Here is a 14,113-nt window from a genome sequence, read left to right on the forward strand (position 1 = left end):
GCAGGGTTTCACCGACGCACGACGTGCCGTTGGTCGCAACAGGAGGGCGGTCCTGCCGGTGGCCCGGTGCCCGGGTGCTCGGCGGGCGCTGCGGACTCGGTGGGTTCGGGGACTCTCGAGCTCGGGGCATTCGGCGGGCGTTCGCATCGTGAGCGATCCGTATCGAGCCGGCCGACGGTGCTACCGTGACGAACGTGCGTGGATCGCTGCTTCTGCTTAGCCGCCGCGACGGGACCTGAACGCCGGGACCCCGCCGCGGCTGACGTTGTGTCCGGCGACCGGTACCCCAGCGAGAAGGACCCCTCTGATGACTGATTCCACGATCACCTCCGTTCCCGAGATCGCCGCCGTCGGCGACCCGGCCGCTCCCGTCGTCGGCTCCACCGGTGACGCGCCCCAGCAGCCTTCGGGCATGCCGACCCACAAGTATCTGCCGTTCCACGAGCAGATCCGGGTGGAGCTCCCGGATCGCACCTGGCCCACTCATCGCATCTCGCGCGCTCCGCGCTGGTGCGCGGTGGACCTGCGCGACGGCAACCAGGCCCTCATCGACCCCATGAACTCCGAGCGCAAGCTGCGGATGTTCGAGCTGCTGGTGCAGATGGGCTACAAGGAGATCGAGGTCGGGTTCCCCGCCGCCTCGACGACGGACTTCAACTTCGTGCGCACCCTCATCGAAGAGGGCCGCATCCCTGATGACGTCGCCATCCAGGTCCTCACCCAGTCCCGTGAGCACCTGATCGAGCGCACCTATCAGGCGATCGCGGGTGCCGAGCGGGCCGTCGTGCACCTGTACAACTCCACCTCGGTCGTCCAGCGCGACGTCGTCTTCCGGGCCGACGAGGACGCGGTGCTCGACATCGCCGTCCAGGGCGCGCTGCTGTGCAAGAAGTACGAGGAGACGGTCCCGGATACGCAGATCACCTACCAGTACTCGCCGGAGTCCTACACGGGTACCGAGCTCGAGTACGCCCTGCGGGTCTGCAATGCCGTCATCGAGGTCGTGAAGCCCACGCCCGAGGACAAGATGATCATCAACCTGCCGGCGACCGTCGAGATGGCCACCCCCAATGTGTACGCCGACTCCATCGAGTGGATGCACCGTCACCTGGATCGCCGCGACAGCCTGGTGCTGTCCCTGCACCCGCACAATGACCGCGGCACCGGCGTGGCCGCCGCGGAGCTCGGGTACCTGGCCGGGGCCGACCGCATCGAAGGCTGCCTCTTCGGCAACGGCGAGCGCACCGGCAATGTCGACCTGGTGACGCTGGGCCTGAACCTGTTCAGCCAGGGCATCGATCCTCAGATCGACTTCTCGGATCTCGACGAGGTGCGCCGCACCGTCGAGCACTGCAACCAGATGCCCGTTCCCGAGCGCAGCCCCTACGGCGGCGACCTCGTCTTCACGGCGTTCTCCGGTTCGCACCAGGACGCCATCAAGAAGGGCCTGGAGCGGATGCAGTCCCACGCCGACGACACCGGCAAGGATGTCGACGATCTCGTCTGGCGGGTGCCCTACCTGCCGGTGGACCCCAAGGACCTGGGGCGCTCCTACGAGGCCGTGATCCGCGTGAACTCGCAGTCCGGCAAGGGCGGCATGGCCTACCTGCTGCACAGCGAGCACGGGCTGGACCTGCCGCGTCGTCTGCAGATCGAGTTCTCCGGGATCGTCCAGCAGAGGACCGACTCCGACGGCGGCGAGGTCTCCCCGGAGCAGCTGTGGGACGCGTTCACCGACGAGTACCTGCCGGCTCTCGCCGAGGAGAAGCGCTGGGGTCGCTTCGCCATCACCGCCATCCATCAGGAGTCCACCGGTGAGGGCGCGGACCGCATCACGGTCACGCTGGTCGTCGACGGCGAGGAGCATACGGTCACGGGCATCGGCAACGGTCCGCTCGATGGCTTCGTCAAGGCCCTCGCAGAGCGGAAGATCGACGTGCGGATCCTCGATTACGCCGAGCACGCGCTGACCGAGGGCGACGACTCCCTGGCCGCCTCGTACATCGAGTGCGAGATCGGTGACCGGATCTTCTGGGGCGTCGGCATCGACGGTTCCATCACCCGCGCCTCCCTCGAGGCGATCATCTCGGCCCTGAATCGCGAGCACCGCACGCGGATCTGAGGCTGGTCGAGGTCATGCATGGGGCGGGGCGCCACGGAGACAACCATGGCGCCCCGCCCTGGTCCCCGAGCGGGCCGGGTCCCGAGTGCGGCAGCGAAGGAGTCTCGGCGATGGCCGGGATCGACCCGTTCACCTCATGGCCGGAGGTTCGGCCTCAGAGGTGGAGGTGACGATCTCCCTCGCCGCTTTCGCCCTCGCGCCCGCCCCGTGACTCCTGGTCGATCGCGAGCGCCTCGTCGGCCAGCAGGTCCTCGTCGGTCAGGACCTGCATCTCCCCGGTGACAGTCGCGTGGGTGGGGATGGGAAGGTCCCAGCCCGGCGCCTCGTCCACCGGCTGCGGCTCGTCGGGAGCGCCGCTGCGGGCTGTCAGGGTCACTCCGACGCTCGCACCGACCACCAGCAGGGCGGCCAGCACTCGCAGCGCCGTGGCGTCCTGACCGATGAGCAGCACACCGGCGATCAGCGCCAGGACGGGTTCGAGGCTCAGCAGGATGCCGAAGGCGTGCCGGGGCAAACGGCGCAGCGCTGCCAGCTCGAGGGTGTACGGCAGGACGGAGGCCATGATCGCGGTGGCCGTGGCGAGCGCCAGCAGGCGCCAATCCATGAGGCCGACCAGAGCACCCTCGGTGCCGAAGGGCAGCACGGTCAGGGCGCCGACGGCCATGGCGACGGCGAGGCCGTCCTGTCCCGGCACCAGACGACCCACTCGGGCGCTCGTGAGCACGTACAGCCCCCAGAAGACCGCTGCGATGAGGGCGAACATCACCCCGATGAGGTCGAGGGAGGCCGCTCCCGCGAGAGATTCGATCCCGAACAGGCTCACCCCGGCCAGGGCGAGGGCCACCCACAGCAGATCGCTGCGGCGGGTGGACAGGACCGCCGCGACGGTCAGGGGACCGAGGAACTCGAAGGCCACGGCAGTGCCGAGCGGGATCCGGTCGATCGCTGCATAGAAGTTCCCGTTCATGCCGCCGACCACGACGCCGAAGAGGATCATGGCGATCCACTGCTGCCGCGTGAAGCTGCGGACCTTCGGCCGCACGATGACCAGCAGGATGACCGCAGCGATCGCCAGGCGCAGCGTCGTCGTGCCGAAGGCACCGAGCTCGCCGAACAACTGAGTCGCCAGCGCGGCGCCGACCTGAAGCGAGGTGCAGGAGCCCAGGACGAAGAGGATGGGGGTCATCGGCAGGCCGCTCCCGGCGCTGCCCGGGGTCGTACCCGCCGCCGGCACGCTGCCGGTCGGGGCGGAGGTCGAAGAAATAGTCACCCTGACACTGTGCCTCGCAGCTACCGCCACGTCTAGCGCATGTTTTCAAGGGGTACCATGAAGTAGAACTGCATGGTCTCGGGAGGTCGATATGTTGAATCTGCATCGCCTGTTCCTGCTGCACGAACTGCACAGGCTGGAGACCATGTCCGCCGTCGCGCAGACCCACTCGATGTCGCCCTCGGCCGTGTCCCAACAGCTCTCCCACCTGGAGCGGGAGACCAACGTCACGCTGTTCGAGCAGGCCGGGCGACGGGTCGTCCTCACCGATGCCGGGGCGCGCCTGGCGCGCCGTGCCGAGGATGTGCTGGGCCTGCTGGAATCCGCGGAGGCCGAGCTGAAGGATGCCCAGGGCGACGTCGGAGGAGTCCTGCGGGTCGCCTCCTTCCAGACCCCCCTGATCGCCCTCGCCCCGGTCGCCATCAGCGTCCTCGAGCAGGGGCATCCGGACCTCCGGGTCGAGCTGGCCCAGAGGGAGGTCGAAGGTGCCTACGAGGGGCTCCTCGCCCACCGCTTCGAGGTGATCCTGGGTGAGGACTACCCGGGCGGGCAGCAGGTCGTGCGCCGGGGCACCGACCGGGAGGGACTGCTGCGTGATCCGCTGCTGCTGGTACTGCCCGACAGCGGTCCATGGTCACGGGCCCGGACCGTCGCGGATCTGGCCGACGCCCCCTGGGCGCTGGACCCCGAACGCACCCGCACCGGGCTCTGGGAGCGCACCTACCTGCGGGCCGCCGGGGTCGAGCCGTGGGTCCGCTTCGACACTCCGGATCCGCTGCTCCAGGTGCACCTGGTCCGCTCGGGACACGCAGTCGCCTTCGTCCCGGGCATCATCGCCTCCGAGCACCTGGGCGGCACGAGACCACTGCGCCTGCCCGGCGACCCGCACCGCTCGATGTACACCGCCGCACGAGCCGGCGCGGCCGGCCATCCCTCTCTCCTCGCGTTCCGCGCCGCTCTGCTCGAAGCCGCCGGCGCCCTCAGCGACCTGCGGGGGCTGGACCGGCTGGGGGAGTGATCCGCTCCCGACGCACAGGACGGATCAGGCGCGTCCCCGGGAGCAGGACGCACGCCGCGCCCGCTCCCTGTAGAAAGAGTCCATGACGACTCAGCCCGGCCCGGACCACGAGCCGCCCCAAGCCCCGGATCCCGCACTCGACACCGCCGCTCGCTCTGCGGTGACGACGAGAGACGGCACGGGCATGCTGCGAGGGCAGGTCCTCCTGCTGTTCGTCGTGCTCCTGGTGGTGGTCGCCCTCGGGGTCGGCTCGCGCGGCGTGAGCGATCCCGTCGGAGCGGACGCCCCGCAGGGAGTCTTCAGCGCCGACCGTGCCGCGTCGGCCGCCTCCGACCTGGTGGCCCAGCCGCGCCCGGTCGGCACCGCGGCCAACGCCGAGGCCCACGCAGCCCTCGATGCGCAGCTGTCCGACCTCGGCTTCACGACCGAGACCCAGGAATCGATCGGGACGCGCGTCAACGGCGATGAGGGCGTGGCCGGATACACCCGCAACCTCATCGGCACTCGTTCCGGGACGAACCCGACCGGCACCATCGTGCTGGCCACACACATCGACTCCGTGCCCCATGCTCCGGGGGCGGCCGATGCCGGGATCGGCCTGTCGGTGATCCTCGAGACCGTGCGCGCACTGGGTCCCGAGGCGCAGCGCAACGACCTCGTGATCCTTCTCGTCGACGGGGAGGAGCCAGGCCTTCTCGGCGCCGAGGCGTATGTCCAGGAGCGCACCGACGACCTCGCCCAGCCCGTGGTCGTCCTGAACCACGAGGCTCGCGGCATCTCCGGGCGACCGATAGTCACCCGGGCGCAGGGGCCGATGCACGAGGTGCTCGGCTCCATGCCCCACCCCGAGTTCGAATCCTTCACCGACGCCCTGTTCGGGATCATCCCCAACGACACCGACTTCACGGTGTACCGGGAGGCCGACTGGTGGGGGATGGACATGGCGATCATCGACGACGCCTGGGCCTATCACAGCCCCCAGGACGACGCCGATCATTTGGACCCCGCCACCCTGCAGCATTACGGCGACATGACCCTCGCCATGACCCGTGACCTCACGGTACGAGATCTCGGTGCGCTGGAGGCGCCCACCGACGGAGCCCCGGTGCAGACCACCGCCCCCTGGGGGATCGTCCAGATCCCACCCCTGCTCGTGACCGGCCTGGGCCTGACCGCGCCGGTCGCCCTGCTCGGCGTGATCTTGCTGCGGCGGCAGCGCGGCGAGCTGACCTTTCGCGGGACCGGGCTCGGCGCGCTGATCGCAGCGATCGTGCTTCCGCTCAGCATCGTCGCGCCTGTCCTGCTGTGGCAGATCACCGCTGGCGCCACCCCCGAGATGCTCTCCCAGACCACCGGGGACCCGGTGCGCGCCGACCTCTTCCTGCTCGCCGAGCTGGTGGCCGCGGCCGCCGTCGTGGCCGGTGGCTGGGTGCTGGCCCGGCTCCTCATCGGCCGCGCCGCGCTCACCACCGGAGCCGCGCTCCTCACCCTCGTACTGCTGGCCGTTCTCGCCGTCGCGTCCCCGGCGCTGGGCAGCTCGCTCGTGCCGCCCGCCGCGATCGCCGCCTTCGGCGCTCTGCTCGCTGCCGTGCTCCCTCCGCTGCCCGGGCTCGTGGTCAGGGCGGTCACTCTGCTTCCGACCGCCTGGATGCTCGGCACCCAGCTCTCGGCGCTGTGGGAGTTCGGCATCGCCTCCGCGGCCGGCGGCCTCGCCGGCACGGCGGTGATCGGGCTCGCCGCGGCCGCTGCGCTGTTCCTGGGGCGTACCGACCGCGGGTGCACCCCTTTGCGTCGCCCGCGCCGGCTGCTCATCACCGCGCTTCCCGCCGTCCTCGCCGTCGCCCTGGCCATCGGGGGCACGGCATACACCCAGGCCTCCCCGGAGCCCGTCCAGGAACGCGTGATCGCGCAGGTCGACGGGGCCACAGGGGAGACCACGTGGGACGTGACGGGCAGCACCGACTGGGGGCGGGAGCTCGACGGTGCCACCGCCATCTCGGACATCGCGCCGCCGGCGGTCACGGTCACCTCGCCCACCGAGGCGAGCCCTGGCCGGGTGGAGATCGCCCTGACCTCACCCCGCGAGGCCGCCCAGTTCGAGCTCTCGGTGGACGAGGGCGGTCTGAGCGAGGTGAGCATCGACGGCAGCCCCCTTCGGTCGGTTCGGGCGCTGAGCAGTCTGGCCATCGTCGGGGCCCCGCAGGGCCAGGACGTCATCGTGACCGCGACGGTCGCCGACGGTGCGGAGCTCTCGGTCGTCGGCACCACCTTCGACCCCACGCTCGCCGCCGGCTGGATCGAACCCGGCGAGGAGGTCTCCCTCATGCAGCCGCAGTTGGCGGTCACCGTCACCGCGCCTCTGTGAGAGTATCTTGACATCAAGATATCAACCGGGATGGTCCAGTGGAGGAGACGACGATGGCGCACACATGGAGTCCTGAGCAGTACCTGGGTTTCGGGGACGAGCGCGGCAGGCCGTTCGTCGAGCTCACCGCGCGCCTCGGCGCCGAGACGCCCGAGCTCGTGGTCGACCTCGGCGCGGGTCCCGGGACCCTCAGCGCCCTGCTGGCCGCGCGCTGGCCGGGCGCCCGGGTCCTCGCCGTGGATTCAAGCGCGGAGATGGTCGCCCGGGCGAGCGGCGTCGGAGCCATCACTGCGCAGCTGGGGGACCTGCGCAGCTGGGAGCCGCCCGGCCCGGTCGATGTGCTCGTGAGCAACGCCGCCCTGCAGTGGGTGCCCGGTCACCTCGATCTGCTCCCGCGCCTGGTGGGGATGCTGGCACCGGGCGGATGGCTGGGTATCCAGGTCCCGGGGAACTTCGACGAGCCCAGTCACACGATTCGCCATCACCTGGCCGAGGAGGACCCGTACGCCGCGCACCTTCGCGACGTCGCCCATCCCGCCTCGCACGACGCCGCCACCTATCTGCGCGCTCTGCAGGGGCTCGGCCTCGAGGTCGATGCCTGGGAGACCACGTACCTGCACGTCCTGCACGGGCCGGACCCGGTCTTCGAATGGGTCAGCGGCACCGGCGCCCGGCCCACGCTGCAAGCCCTTCCCGAGACCCTGCGGCCGACGTTCGAGACCGAGTTCCGCGCGCGCCTGCGCAAGGCGTATCCCGACGACGGTCACGGGGTCGTGCTGCCGTTCCGGCGGATCTTCGCCGTCGCGCAGCGCCCGTACTGAGCCTGCTCAGGCGACCGGCGGGAAGCTCGCCGTCGCGGCCTTGGCGATCTTGTTCAGCTGGGCGCGGTCCGCGATCGCGCCGAGCACCCCGCCGAGACCCGGGATAGCCTTCCCGAACAGGCGCACCGAGCGCAGCCCGAACTTGCGCAGGATCCGGCCCCCGATGGCGCTGGCGACCGCGGACTCCGTGCTCTTGGGCAGCCGCTTGGCGACGCTGCGGGTCGCGACGCCGGCCACCGGCCCCAAGCCGATGTTCTTCAGCACGTCACCGGACTCCTCGCCCAGCAGCGCGGCGAGGACCCGGACGCGGATCTCCTCGTCGTCGAGGTCATAGCCTCGCACCACGGCGATCGCGCCGACCATGCGGGTGGAATGGACATAGAACTCCACGACATTCGTGGGCAGCAGGACCGGCAGCGTGAAGACTCCCCCGAGGCCGGTCAGGAAGCCGGCGATCGTGACCCCGCGACGATGGCGGCGCACGAGTCGACGGACCGCCTTCTCGGGCCTCTTGCGCGCGCGTCCCCGCTGGGCCCGCGCGGCCACGTCCTGGGCGGAGGAATAGGTCAGCTTCCCGTCGAGACCGATGTCGCGGAAGGCCTCCACCATGCGGTGCAGGGCACCCCCGTCCGATGCCGTGGAGCTCTTCGAACCCTGTCGCGCCTCCTTCAGCGCCTCGCGTGCGGTGTTCGTGGTCTTCTCGTCACGGCGCAGCATTCCGAGGATCCCCATGGTGACTCCCTCCGGTTCGTGGCCCGCGGCACCGCGAGCGGTGCGACGGTTGATGACGCCATCATGCCCGCCCGCGACGGAAATACCCGTCGATCCGACCGTTCGGTGCGTTCCGACCCGGTGCGGCCCGACCGCGACCGGCGTGATGGACCTCCTGGTCGACACTGCCCTCGCCTGCTTCCACGGGTCACCGCGCCGCCGTAGTCTCGAGGGACCATGCAGCAGAAGCTCTACCGTGACCATGCGATCGTCCTGCGCACCCATCCGCTGGGCGAGGCCGATCGCATCATCACGCTGCTGACCCGGCGCCACGGGAAGGTGCGCGCGGTCGCCAAGGGGGTGCGCCGCACCGGCAGCCGCTTCGGCGCGCGCCTGGAGCCGTTCACCCTGGTCGATGTGCAGCTGCACGCCGGGCGCAGCCTGCACACGGTCACGCAGGTCGTCACGATCGAGGCCTTCGCCGTCGGGATCTGCGCCGAGTACGGCCGCTTCACCGCCGCGAGCGCGATGCTGGAGACCACCGATCGGCTCACCGACGAAGTCGTCGATCCCCACCAGGGCGGCTTCCTCATGCTGGTGGGCGCACTGCGCGCCATGTCGGAGGGGCGCATCGCCCCACCCCTGGTGCTGGACTCCTTCCTGATCCGTACCCTCGCTGTCTCCGGGTGGGCCCCTGAGATGCGAGTGTGCGCCACCTGCGGCGCGCCCGGCCCGCACCACGCACTGGACATCCGCGCGGGCGGGCTGGTGTGCACCGCGTGCCGCCGGCCGGGAGCGATCGCCGTGCGGCAGTCCGCGATCGAGCACATGATCTTCCTGCTCGCCGGGGACTGGGAGAATGTCGTCACCGCCGACGAGACCGTCATGCAGGAGGCGGGCCGCCTGATCACCGACACGGTGACCTGGCACCTCGAGCGCTCCGTGCGTTCCCTGAGCTACGTCGAACGCTGATCGCGCCTGTCGCGAGAGACCCTGGAGGACACCATGCCCGGCGCATCCGACCCCGGATACGAGGAGCCCTTCGAGCACCCCAGCGGTGCCCGGCCCCCGCACCTCCCCGCCCCGACGATTCCCGGCCATGTCGCCGTGGTCATGGACGGAAACGGTCGCTGGGCCAATCGTCGGGGCCTGCCCCGCACCGCCGGCCACGAGGCCGGGGAGGCGGCGCTGCTGGACGTCGTCGCCGGCGCCCTTCAGCTCGGCGTGACACACCTGTCGGCCTACGCGTTCTCCACCGAGAACTGGAAGCGCTCCCCGGACGAGGTGCGATTCCTCATGGGCTTCTCCCGCTCGGTGCTGCGCCGCCAGCGCGACACCCTGAACTCCTGGGGGGTGCGGATCATCTGGATCGGTCGCGAGCAGCGCCTGTGGGGCAGCGTGATCAAGGAGTTGAAGGAGGCCGAGCAGCTCACGCGCACCAACACCCGCATGACCCTCTACATGTGCGTGAACTACGGCGGGCGAGCCGAGATCGTCGATGCCGTGCGGGAGATCGCAGCCCAGGCGCGCGCCGGCCGCCTCAGCGGGCGCGGCATCAGCGAGAAGACCCTTGCGCGGCACCTCATCGACCCCGACATGCCCGATGTCGATCTGTTCCTGCGCACCAGCGGTGAACAGCGCACCTCGAACTTCCTGCTGTGGCAGTCCGCCTACGCCGAGCTCGTCTTCGTGGATGAGCTGTGGCCGGACGTGGACCGCGTCGTGCTGTGGCGGGCCATCACCGAGTACGCGCGGCGCGACCGCCGCTACGGCGGCGCGCTCGACACCCCGGATCAGGACACGGCGCAGTAGACCGCCCCGGACGCAGGAGCACGGATCGGCACGCCCGGGAGGGACGCCGCTCGCGGGGGAGCAGACGGCAGGAGCGTGCTCCTACTGGCGCTCGTCGGCGGTGCCGACGATATCGCTCGCGCGCGCCGGATCGACCACGCTGTCGACGCCGGGCCCGGAGCTCGTCGCCTCGATCGTGTCCGGCGCACCGAACATCCCGCCGGTGCGGCGTCGATGCCACAGCAGCACCGTGATCAGCACGACGACCAGGGCGAGCACGGCGACCGCCGCCCAGGGGGAGCGCAGGAACAGTTCGAACCAGGCCGCGAAGGCCACCAGCCCGATCGTCGCGTAGATGACGGCCCACGCGAGCCCGCCGACGGCGAGGGCGGGGAGGTACCGCTTCAGGGGCATCCGGGTCAGCCCGGCCGCGGCGTTGGCGGCGGTCTGGAACCCGACCGTGAGGAAGCTCAGCGCGACCACCGGGGCGCCCCAGCGGTTCACGATCGCCGTGGCTCGTTCGACCCGCGCAGAGCTCAGGAATGTCGCGATCCTCCCGCGGCTGGCAGCCTTGCGCGCCCCGCGGGCCAACGCGTACGTGCCTCCTGCGCGCAGCCAGATCACGGCATAGAGGAATCCCACCGCCGGCAGCAGCGGCAGGGACTGCACCCAGTCCATCATCAGGCGTCGGCCTCATCGCTCCGGTCGTCGCGGTCGGTCTGCGCGTGCTCGGTCCCGGAGTGCTCGGTGCACAGCCCGAACACTTCGAGCGTGTGGTCGACGTCGGTGAACCCGTGCTCCTGCGCGATCGCGCTCATCGCGTTCTCGAGCTTGGGGGCGAGGAACTCGACGGTGCGGCCGCATTCCCGGCACACGAGGTGATGGTGGTGGCCGTCGTCCTCGCACTGGCGGTACAGGGCCTCCCCGTCACCGGCGACCAGCACGTCCAACCGGCCCGCGCGGCTCAGCGCCTGGAGGTTGCGGTAGACGGTGGCCAGTCCCACGGTCTCGCCGTCGACCTTCATCTGCTCGTGAATCTGCTGGGCGCTGCGGAAGTCGTCCTGCCGCGACAGCGTCTCGACGATCGCGGAGCGTTGGCGGGTGTTCCGTTGCATGCCTTGATTGTCCCCCAATCCGATCGGGACCTCTATCCCGGGTGAGGCGAACGACGATGCCGGGGCCTCACGCCGAGGTGGACGCCTCCACGTCAGCGCCACGCCCCCTCGCATCGACAGGGTCGGACCCCTCGACAGGATCGGTCGTTCGCACGTCGGGGCGCTGCAGCAGCGGCTTGACCAGCAGCGCCAGCACGTAGACCGCAATCGTCAGCAGCACGATCACTCCACCGGGAGGGAGATCGACGTAGACGGTGATCAGCAGCCCGCCGAGAGCGCACACCACCGCGATCACCATCGCCGTGCGCATGGTGCGGGTGAAGCCCACGACGAGCTGCTGCGCGGCGGCGACCGGCACGATCATGAGCGCCGAGACCATGAGGGCGCCGACGATGCGCATCGACAGGGTGACGGTCAGCGCCGCCATCACCGCGATCAGCACGTTGACCGCGCGCACGGGCAGGCCGGAGGCGCGTGCGAACTCCTCGTCCCCGGTGACGGCCGCCAGCAGACCGCTGAGGCCGATGCCGACGGCCAGCACCACGATCGCGAGCACCAGGGCGATGACCAGATCGGGCGCGGTCACCGTGGACAGGGAGCCGAAGAGGTATCCCATGAGGTTCTGGGAGGTTCCGCCGGCGAGCTGGATGATGACCACGCCGCCTGCGATGCCGCCGTAGAACATGATCGCGAGCGCGACGTCGCGACTGGTGTGGCTGACTTCGCGCACGTACTCGATGGCCAGGGCCCCGATCACGGAGGCGGCCAGTGCTCCGGGGATCGCGAGCAGGTCGGCGGGGGTGGCGGTGGTCCAGGCGCCCACCAGCCAGCCGACGGCCACACCCGTCAGGGCCACGTGGCCGAGGCCGTCGCCGAGCAGGGAGAGCCGTTTCTGCACCAGGTAGGTGCCGACCACGGGGGCGGTCAGGCCGATGAGCACCGCGATGATCAGCGGGTACCGCAGCAGGTCGGAGGTCAGGAGGTCGAAAGGGGAGATCATGCCGGGTGGATCTCCTGTCCTAGGCATTCGTCGAGCGGGGCGGCGTCCAGCGGATGGTCGTGACCCGGGTCGAGGCGGGGGCGGTCCTTCTCGGAGCCGTCGTGAACGACGTGGCCGTGGTCCAGGACGACGGCGCGGTGGAGGTGGCCGGCCAGGGCTCCGGTCTCGTGGAGGACCACCAGGATCGTGGTGCCACCGGCGGAGAGCTCGCGGAACAGCGTGGCGATCAGCCGCTGGGTGGGAAGATCCACGCCGGAGAACGGCTCGTCGAGCACGAGGAACTCGGGCTCGCGCACCAGGGCTCGGGCGATCATCACACGGCGCCGCTGCCCACCGGACATGCGGGTGATCGGGCGGGCGGCGAGATGCTCCAGGCCTACGGACCTCAGGGCGCTCGTGACGCGGGAATCGCGCGCATTCGGCCACCAGGAGCGCGAGCCGAGCAGGCCGCTGGTGACCGTCTCCCGGGCGGTGGCCGGGATGGAGCCTGCCTCGGGGGAGTCCTGCGGGACGTAGCCGAGTCGGTCATGGACGCGGGCGCGCTGCACCGGGGTGCCGAACAGATGCGCTGTACCGGATTCGAGGGGCAGGACGCCGACGATGGCGCGCAGCAGGGTCGACTTGCCGGATCCGTTGGCGCCCAGCAGCGCGACCAGCTCTCCGGGGTCGATGCGCAGATCGACGTCGTGCAGGACGCGGGTCCCGCTGCGGGAGACGCAGACGCCGGAGACATCCACGACCGGTGGTGCGGCGGCCGCGCTCATGCCCAGCTTTCCAGGAGCTTTCGGCTGTTCTCTCGCATCACAGCAGGATAGTCCGCATCCTCGGACAGACGGGTTTCGAGGTTGTCGAGCTCCTCGCTGGTGACGCCGACGTTCTCGGCGAGGGTTTGGGCGACCTTCGGGGAGGCGGTGGTCTCGAAGAAGATGGTGGTGACGCCTTCGTCGGCGATGACCTGCTCGAGCTCGAGCAGACGCTGCGGGGAGGGCTCGGTCTCGGGGTCCACGCCGGCGATCCCGACCTGGTGGAGGTCGTAGCGGTCGGCGAGGTAGGCGTAGGCGGCGTGGCTGGTGATGAAGGTCCGTGCCCCGTCCACCGACGCGTACTGCTCGCTCAGCTCGGCATCGAGCTCTTCGAGGTCGGTGCGCACCTCGCCGGCGGCGGCGGTGAAGGCGTCGGCGCTGTCGGGCTCGATCTCGGCGAGCCGAGCGGCGATGGCGTCGGCGATGTCAGCCATCCGCAGCGGGTCGTGCCAGAGATGGGGATCGTTCGGGCCGTGGTCGTGGCCCTCGTGCGATTCGTCCTCCTCGGCGGCATGCTCGTCGTCGTGTTCGTGCGAGCCGTGCTCGGACCCGCCGCTGTCGGACGTCTCGTCCTCGTGGGCGTGGCCATCGCCGGACAGCATGTCGATCGCCGCGGAGACGTCGAGCACGTTGTCGTCGCCGCCGGAGGAGATCGCGTCGTCGAGCGAGGCCTGGTAGCCGGGGATCTGCAGGACCAGCCCCGCCTCCTGGACCGCGAGCACCTGACGGACCGACAGCTCGAGCCCGTGGGCGTCGGCCCCCGGGGTGGCGAGGTCCGTCACCTCCACCCGGTCGCCCCCGACGCGCGTGACGAGATAGGTCAGCGGGTAGTTCGAGGTCACCACGACGATGCCGTCACCGCTGCTGCCCGCTGCGGAACCACCGTCCGCGCAGGCGGCGAGGGCGAGGGCACCTGCTCCGAGACCGGTGAGGGTGAACAGGGAGCGGCGCGACGGGCGCGAGATCGGCGACATGACAATCATTCTCACCAGGCGGAGGGTGCTGCGCAAGTCGAACGGGGCCTGTCGGGCCGCGCTCGTGCGCACCGTCACAGCGCGGTCGTCGCTATGCTGGTCGGGTTCTGATCCATACCGTCA

The 14,113-nt window shown here is 70.5% G+C and carries 13 protein-coding genes; 6 read left to right on the top strand and 7 right to left on the bottom strand.

Features of this window, described 5'->3' with window-relative positions:
• The first annotated feature begins 307 nt into the window (after positions 1-307).
• A complete protein-coding gene (gene leuA, locus INT51_RS20460; protein ID WP_193107266.1) occupies positions 308-2,122 on the top strand; it encodes a 2-isopropylmalate synthase in 1,815 nt (604 codons plus the stop codon).
• Between the two features lie 154 nt (positions 2,123-2,276).
• On the opposite strand, the gene INT51_RS20465 is transcribed toward leuA, so the two are convergent.
• Positions 2,277-3,308: a DMT family transporter gene (locus tag INT51_RS20465; RefSeq protein WP_193107267.1), complete on the bottom strand. Its 1,032-nt coding sequence runs from the start codon at positions 3,306-3,308 to the stop codon at positions 2,277-2,279.
• A gap of 175 nt (positions 3,309-3,483) precedes the next feature.
• Between INT51_RS20465 and INT51_RS20470 the strand changes: the two genes are divergently transcribed.
• From INT51_RS20470 to INT51_RS20480, 3 genes are all read left to right on the top strand, one after another.
• Positions 3,484-4,410, top strand: a complete 927-nt coding sequence (locus tag INT51_RS20470) for a LysR family transcriptional regulator (RefSeq protein ID WP_193107268.1) — start codon at positions 3,484-3,486, stop codon at positions 4,408-4,410.
• A gap of 82 nt (positions 4,411-4,492) precedes the next feature.
• Positions 4,493-6,775, top strand: coding sequence for a M28 family peptidase (locus tag INT51_RS20475; protein WP_226986002.1), 2,283 nt, complete (start codon positions 4,493-4,495; stop codon positions 6,773-6,775).
• Positions 6,776-6,828: 53 nt separating this feature from the next.
• A complete protein-coding gene (locus INT51_RS20480; protein ID WP_193107269.1) occupies positions 6,829-7,596 on the top strand; it encodes a methyltransferase domain-containing protein in 768 nt (255 codons plus the stop codon).
• A 6-nt stretch (positions 7,597-7,602) separates the two neighbouring features.
• Here the strand turns inward: INT51_RS20480 and INT51_RS20485 are convergent, their stop codons facing one another.
• Entirely contained in the window at positions 7,603-8,328 is a 726-nt protein-coding gene (locus tag INT51_RS20485) for an EcsC family protein (RefSeq protein WP_193107270.1), read from the bottom strand.
• 216 nt (positions 8,329-8,544) lie between these two features.
• On the opposite strand from INT51_RS20485, the gene recO reads away from it, so the two are divergent.
• Entirely contained in the window at positions 8,545-9,279 is a 735-nt protein-coding gene (recO, locus tag INT51_RS20490) for a DNA repair protein RecO (RefSeq protein WP_193107271.1), read from the top strand.
• A 33-nt stretch (positions 9,280-9,312) separates the two neighbouring features.
• Positions 9,313-10,119, top strand: a complete 807-nt coding sequence (locus tag INT51_RS20495) for an isoprenyl transferase (protein WP_193107272.1) — start codon at positions 9,313-9,315, stop codon at positions 10,117-10,119.
• A gap of 81 nt (positions 10,120-10,200) precedes the next feature.
• Here INT51_RS20495 and INT51_RS20500 read toward each other — a convergent pair whose 3' ends face one another.
• From INT51_RS20500 to INT51_RS20520, 5 genes are all read right to left on the bottom strand, one after another.
• A complete protein-coding gene (locus INT51_RS20500) occupies positions 10,201-10,779 on the bottom strand; it encodes a DedA family protein (protein ID WP_193107273.1) in 579 nt (192 codons plus the stop codon).
• Positions 10,779-11,213, bottom strand: a complete 435-nt coding sequence (locus INT51_RS20505; RefSeq protein ID WP_193107274.1) for a Fur family transcriptional regulator — start codon at positions 11,211-11,213, stop codon at positions 10,779-10,781. The genes INT51_RS20500 and INT51_RS20505 overlap by 1 nt, the downstream gene beginning before the upstream one ends.
• 67 nt (positions 11,214-11,280) lie before the next feature.
• The gene (locus INT51_RS20510; RefSeq protein WP_226986003.1) at positions 11,281-12,213 is read right to left on the bottom strand and encodes a metal ABC transporter permease; all 933 of its coding nucleotides are present in this window, start codon (positions 12,211-12,213) and stop codon (positions 11,281-11,283) included.
• Positions 12,210-12,977: a metal ABC transporter ATP-binding protein gene (locus tag INT51_RS20515; protein ID WP_193107275.1), complete on the bottom strand. Its 768-nt coding sequence runs from the start codon at positions 12,975-12,977 to the stop codon at positions 12,210-12,212. The genes INT51_RS20510 and INT51_RS20515 overlap by 4 nt, the downstream gene beginning before the upstream one ends.
• Entirely contained in the window at positions 12,974-13,990 is a 1,017-nt protein-coding gene (locus INT51_RS20520) for a metal ABC transporter substrate-binding protein (RefSeq protein WP_193107276.1), read from the bottom strand. The genes INT51_RS20515 and INT51_RS20520 overlap by 4 nt, the downstream gene beginning before the upstream one ends.
• Positions 13,991-14,113: the final 123 nt, after the last annotated feature.

The sequence above is a fragment of the Brachybacterium sp. FME24 genome, from assembly GCF_014897705.1.
Taxonomy (GTDB): domain Bacteria; phylum Actinomycetota; class Actinomycetes; order Actinomycetales; family Dermabacteraceae; genus Brachybacterium.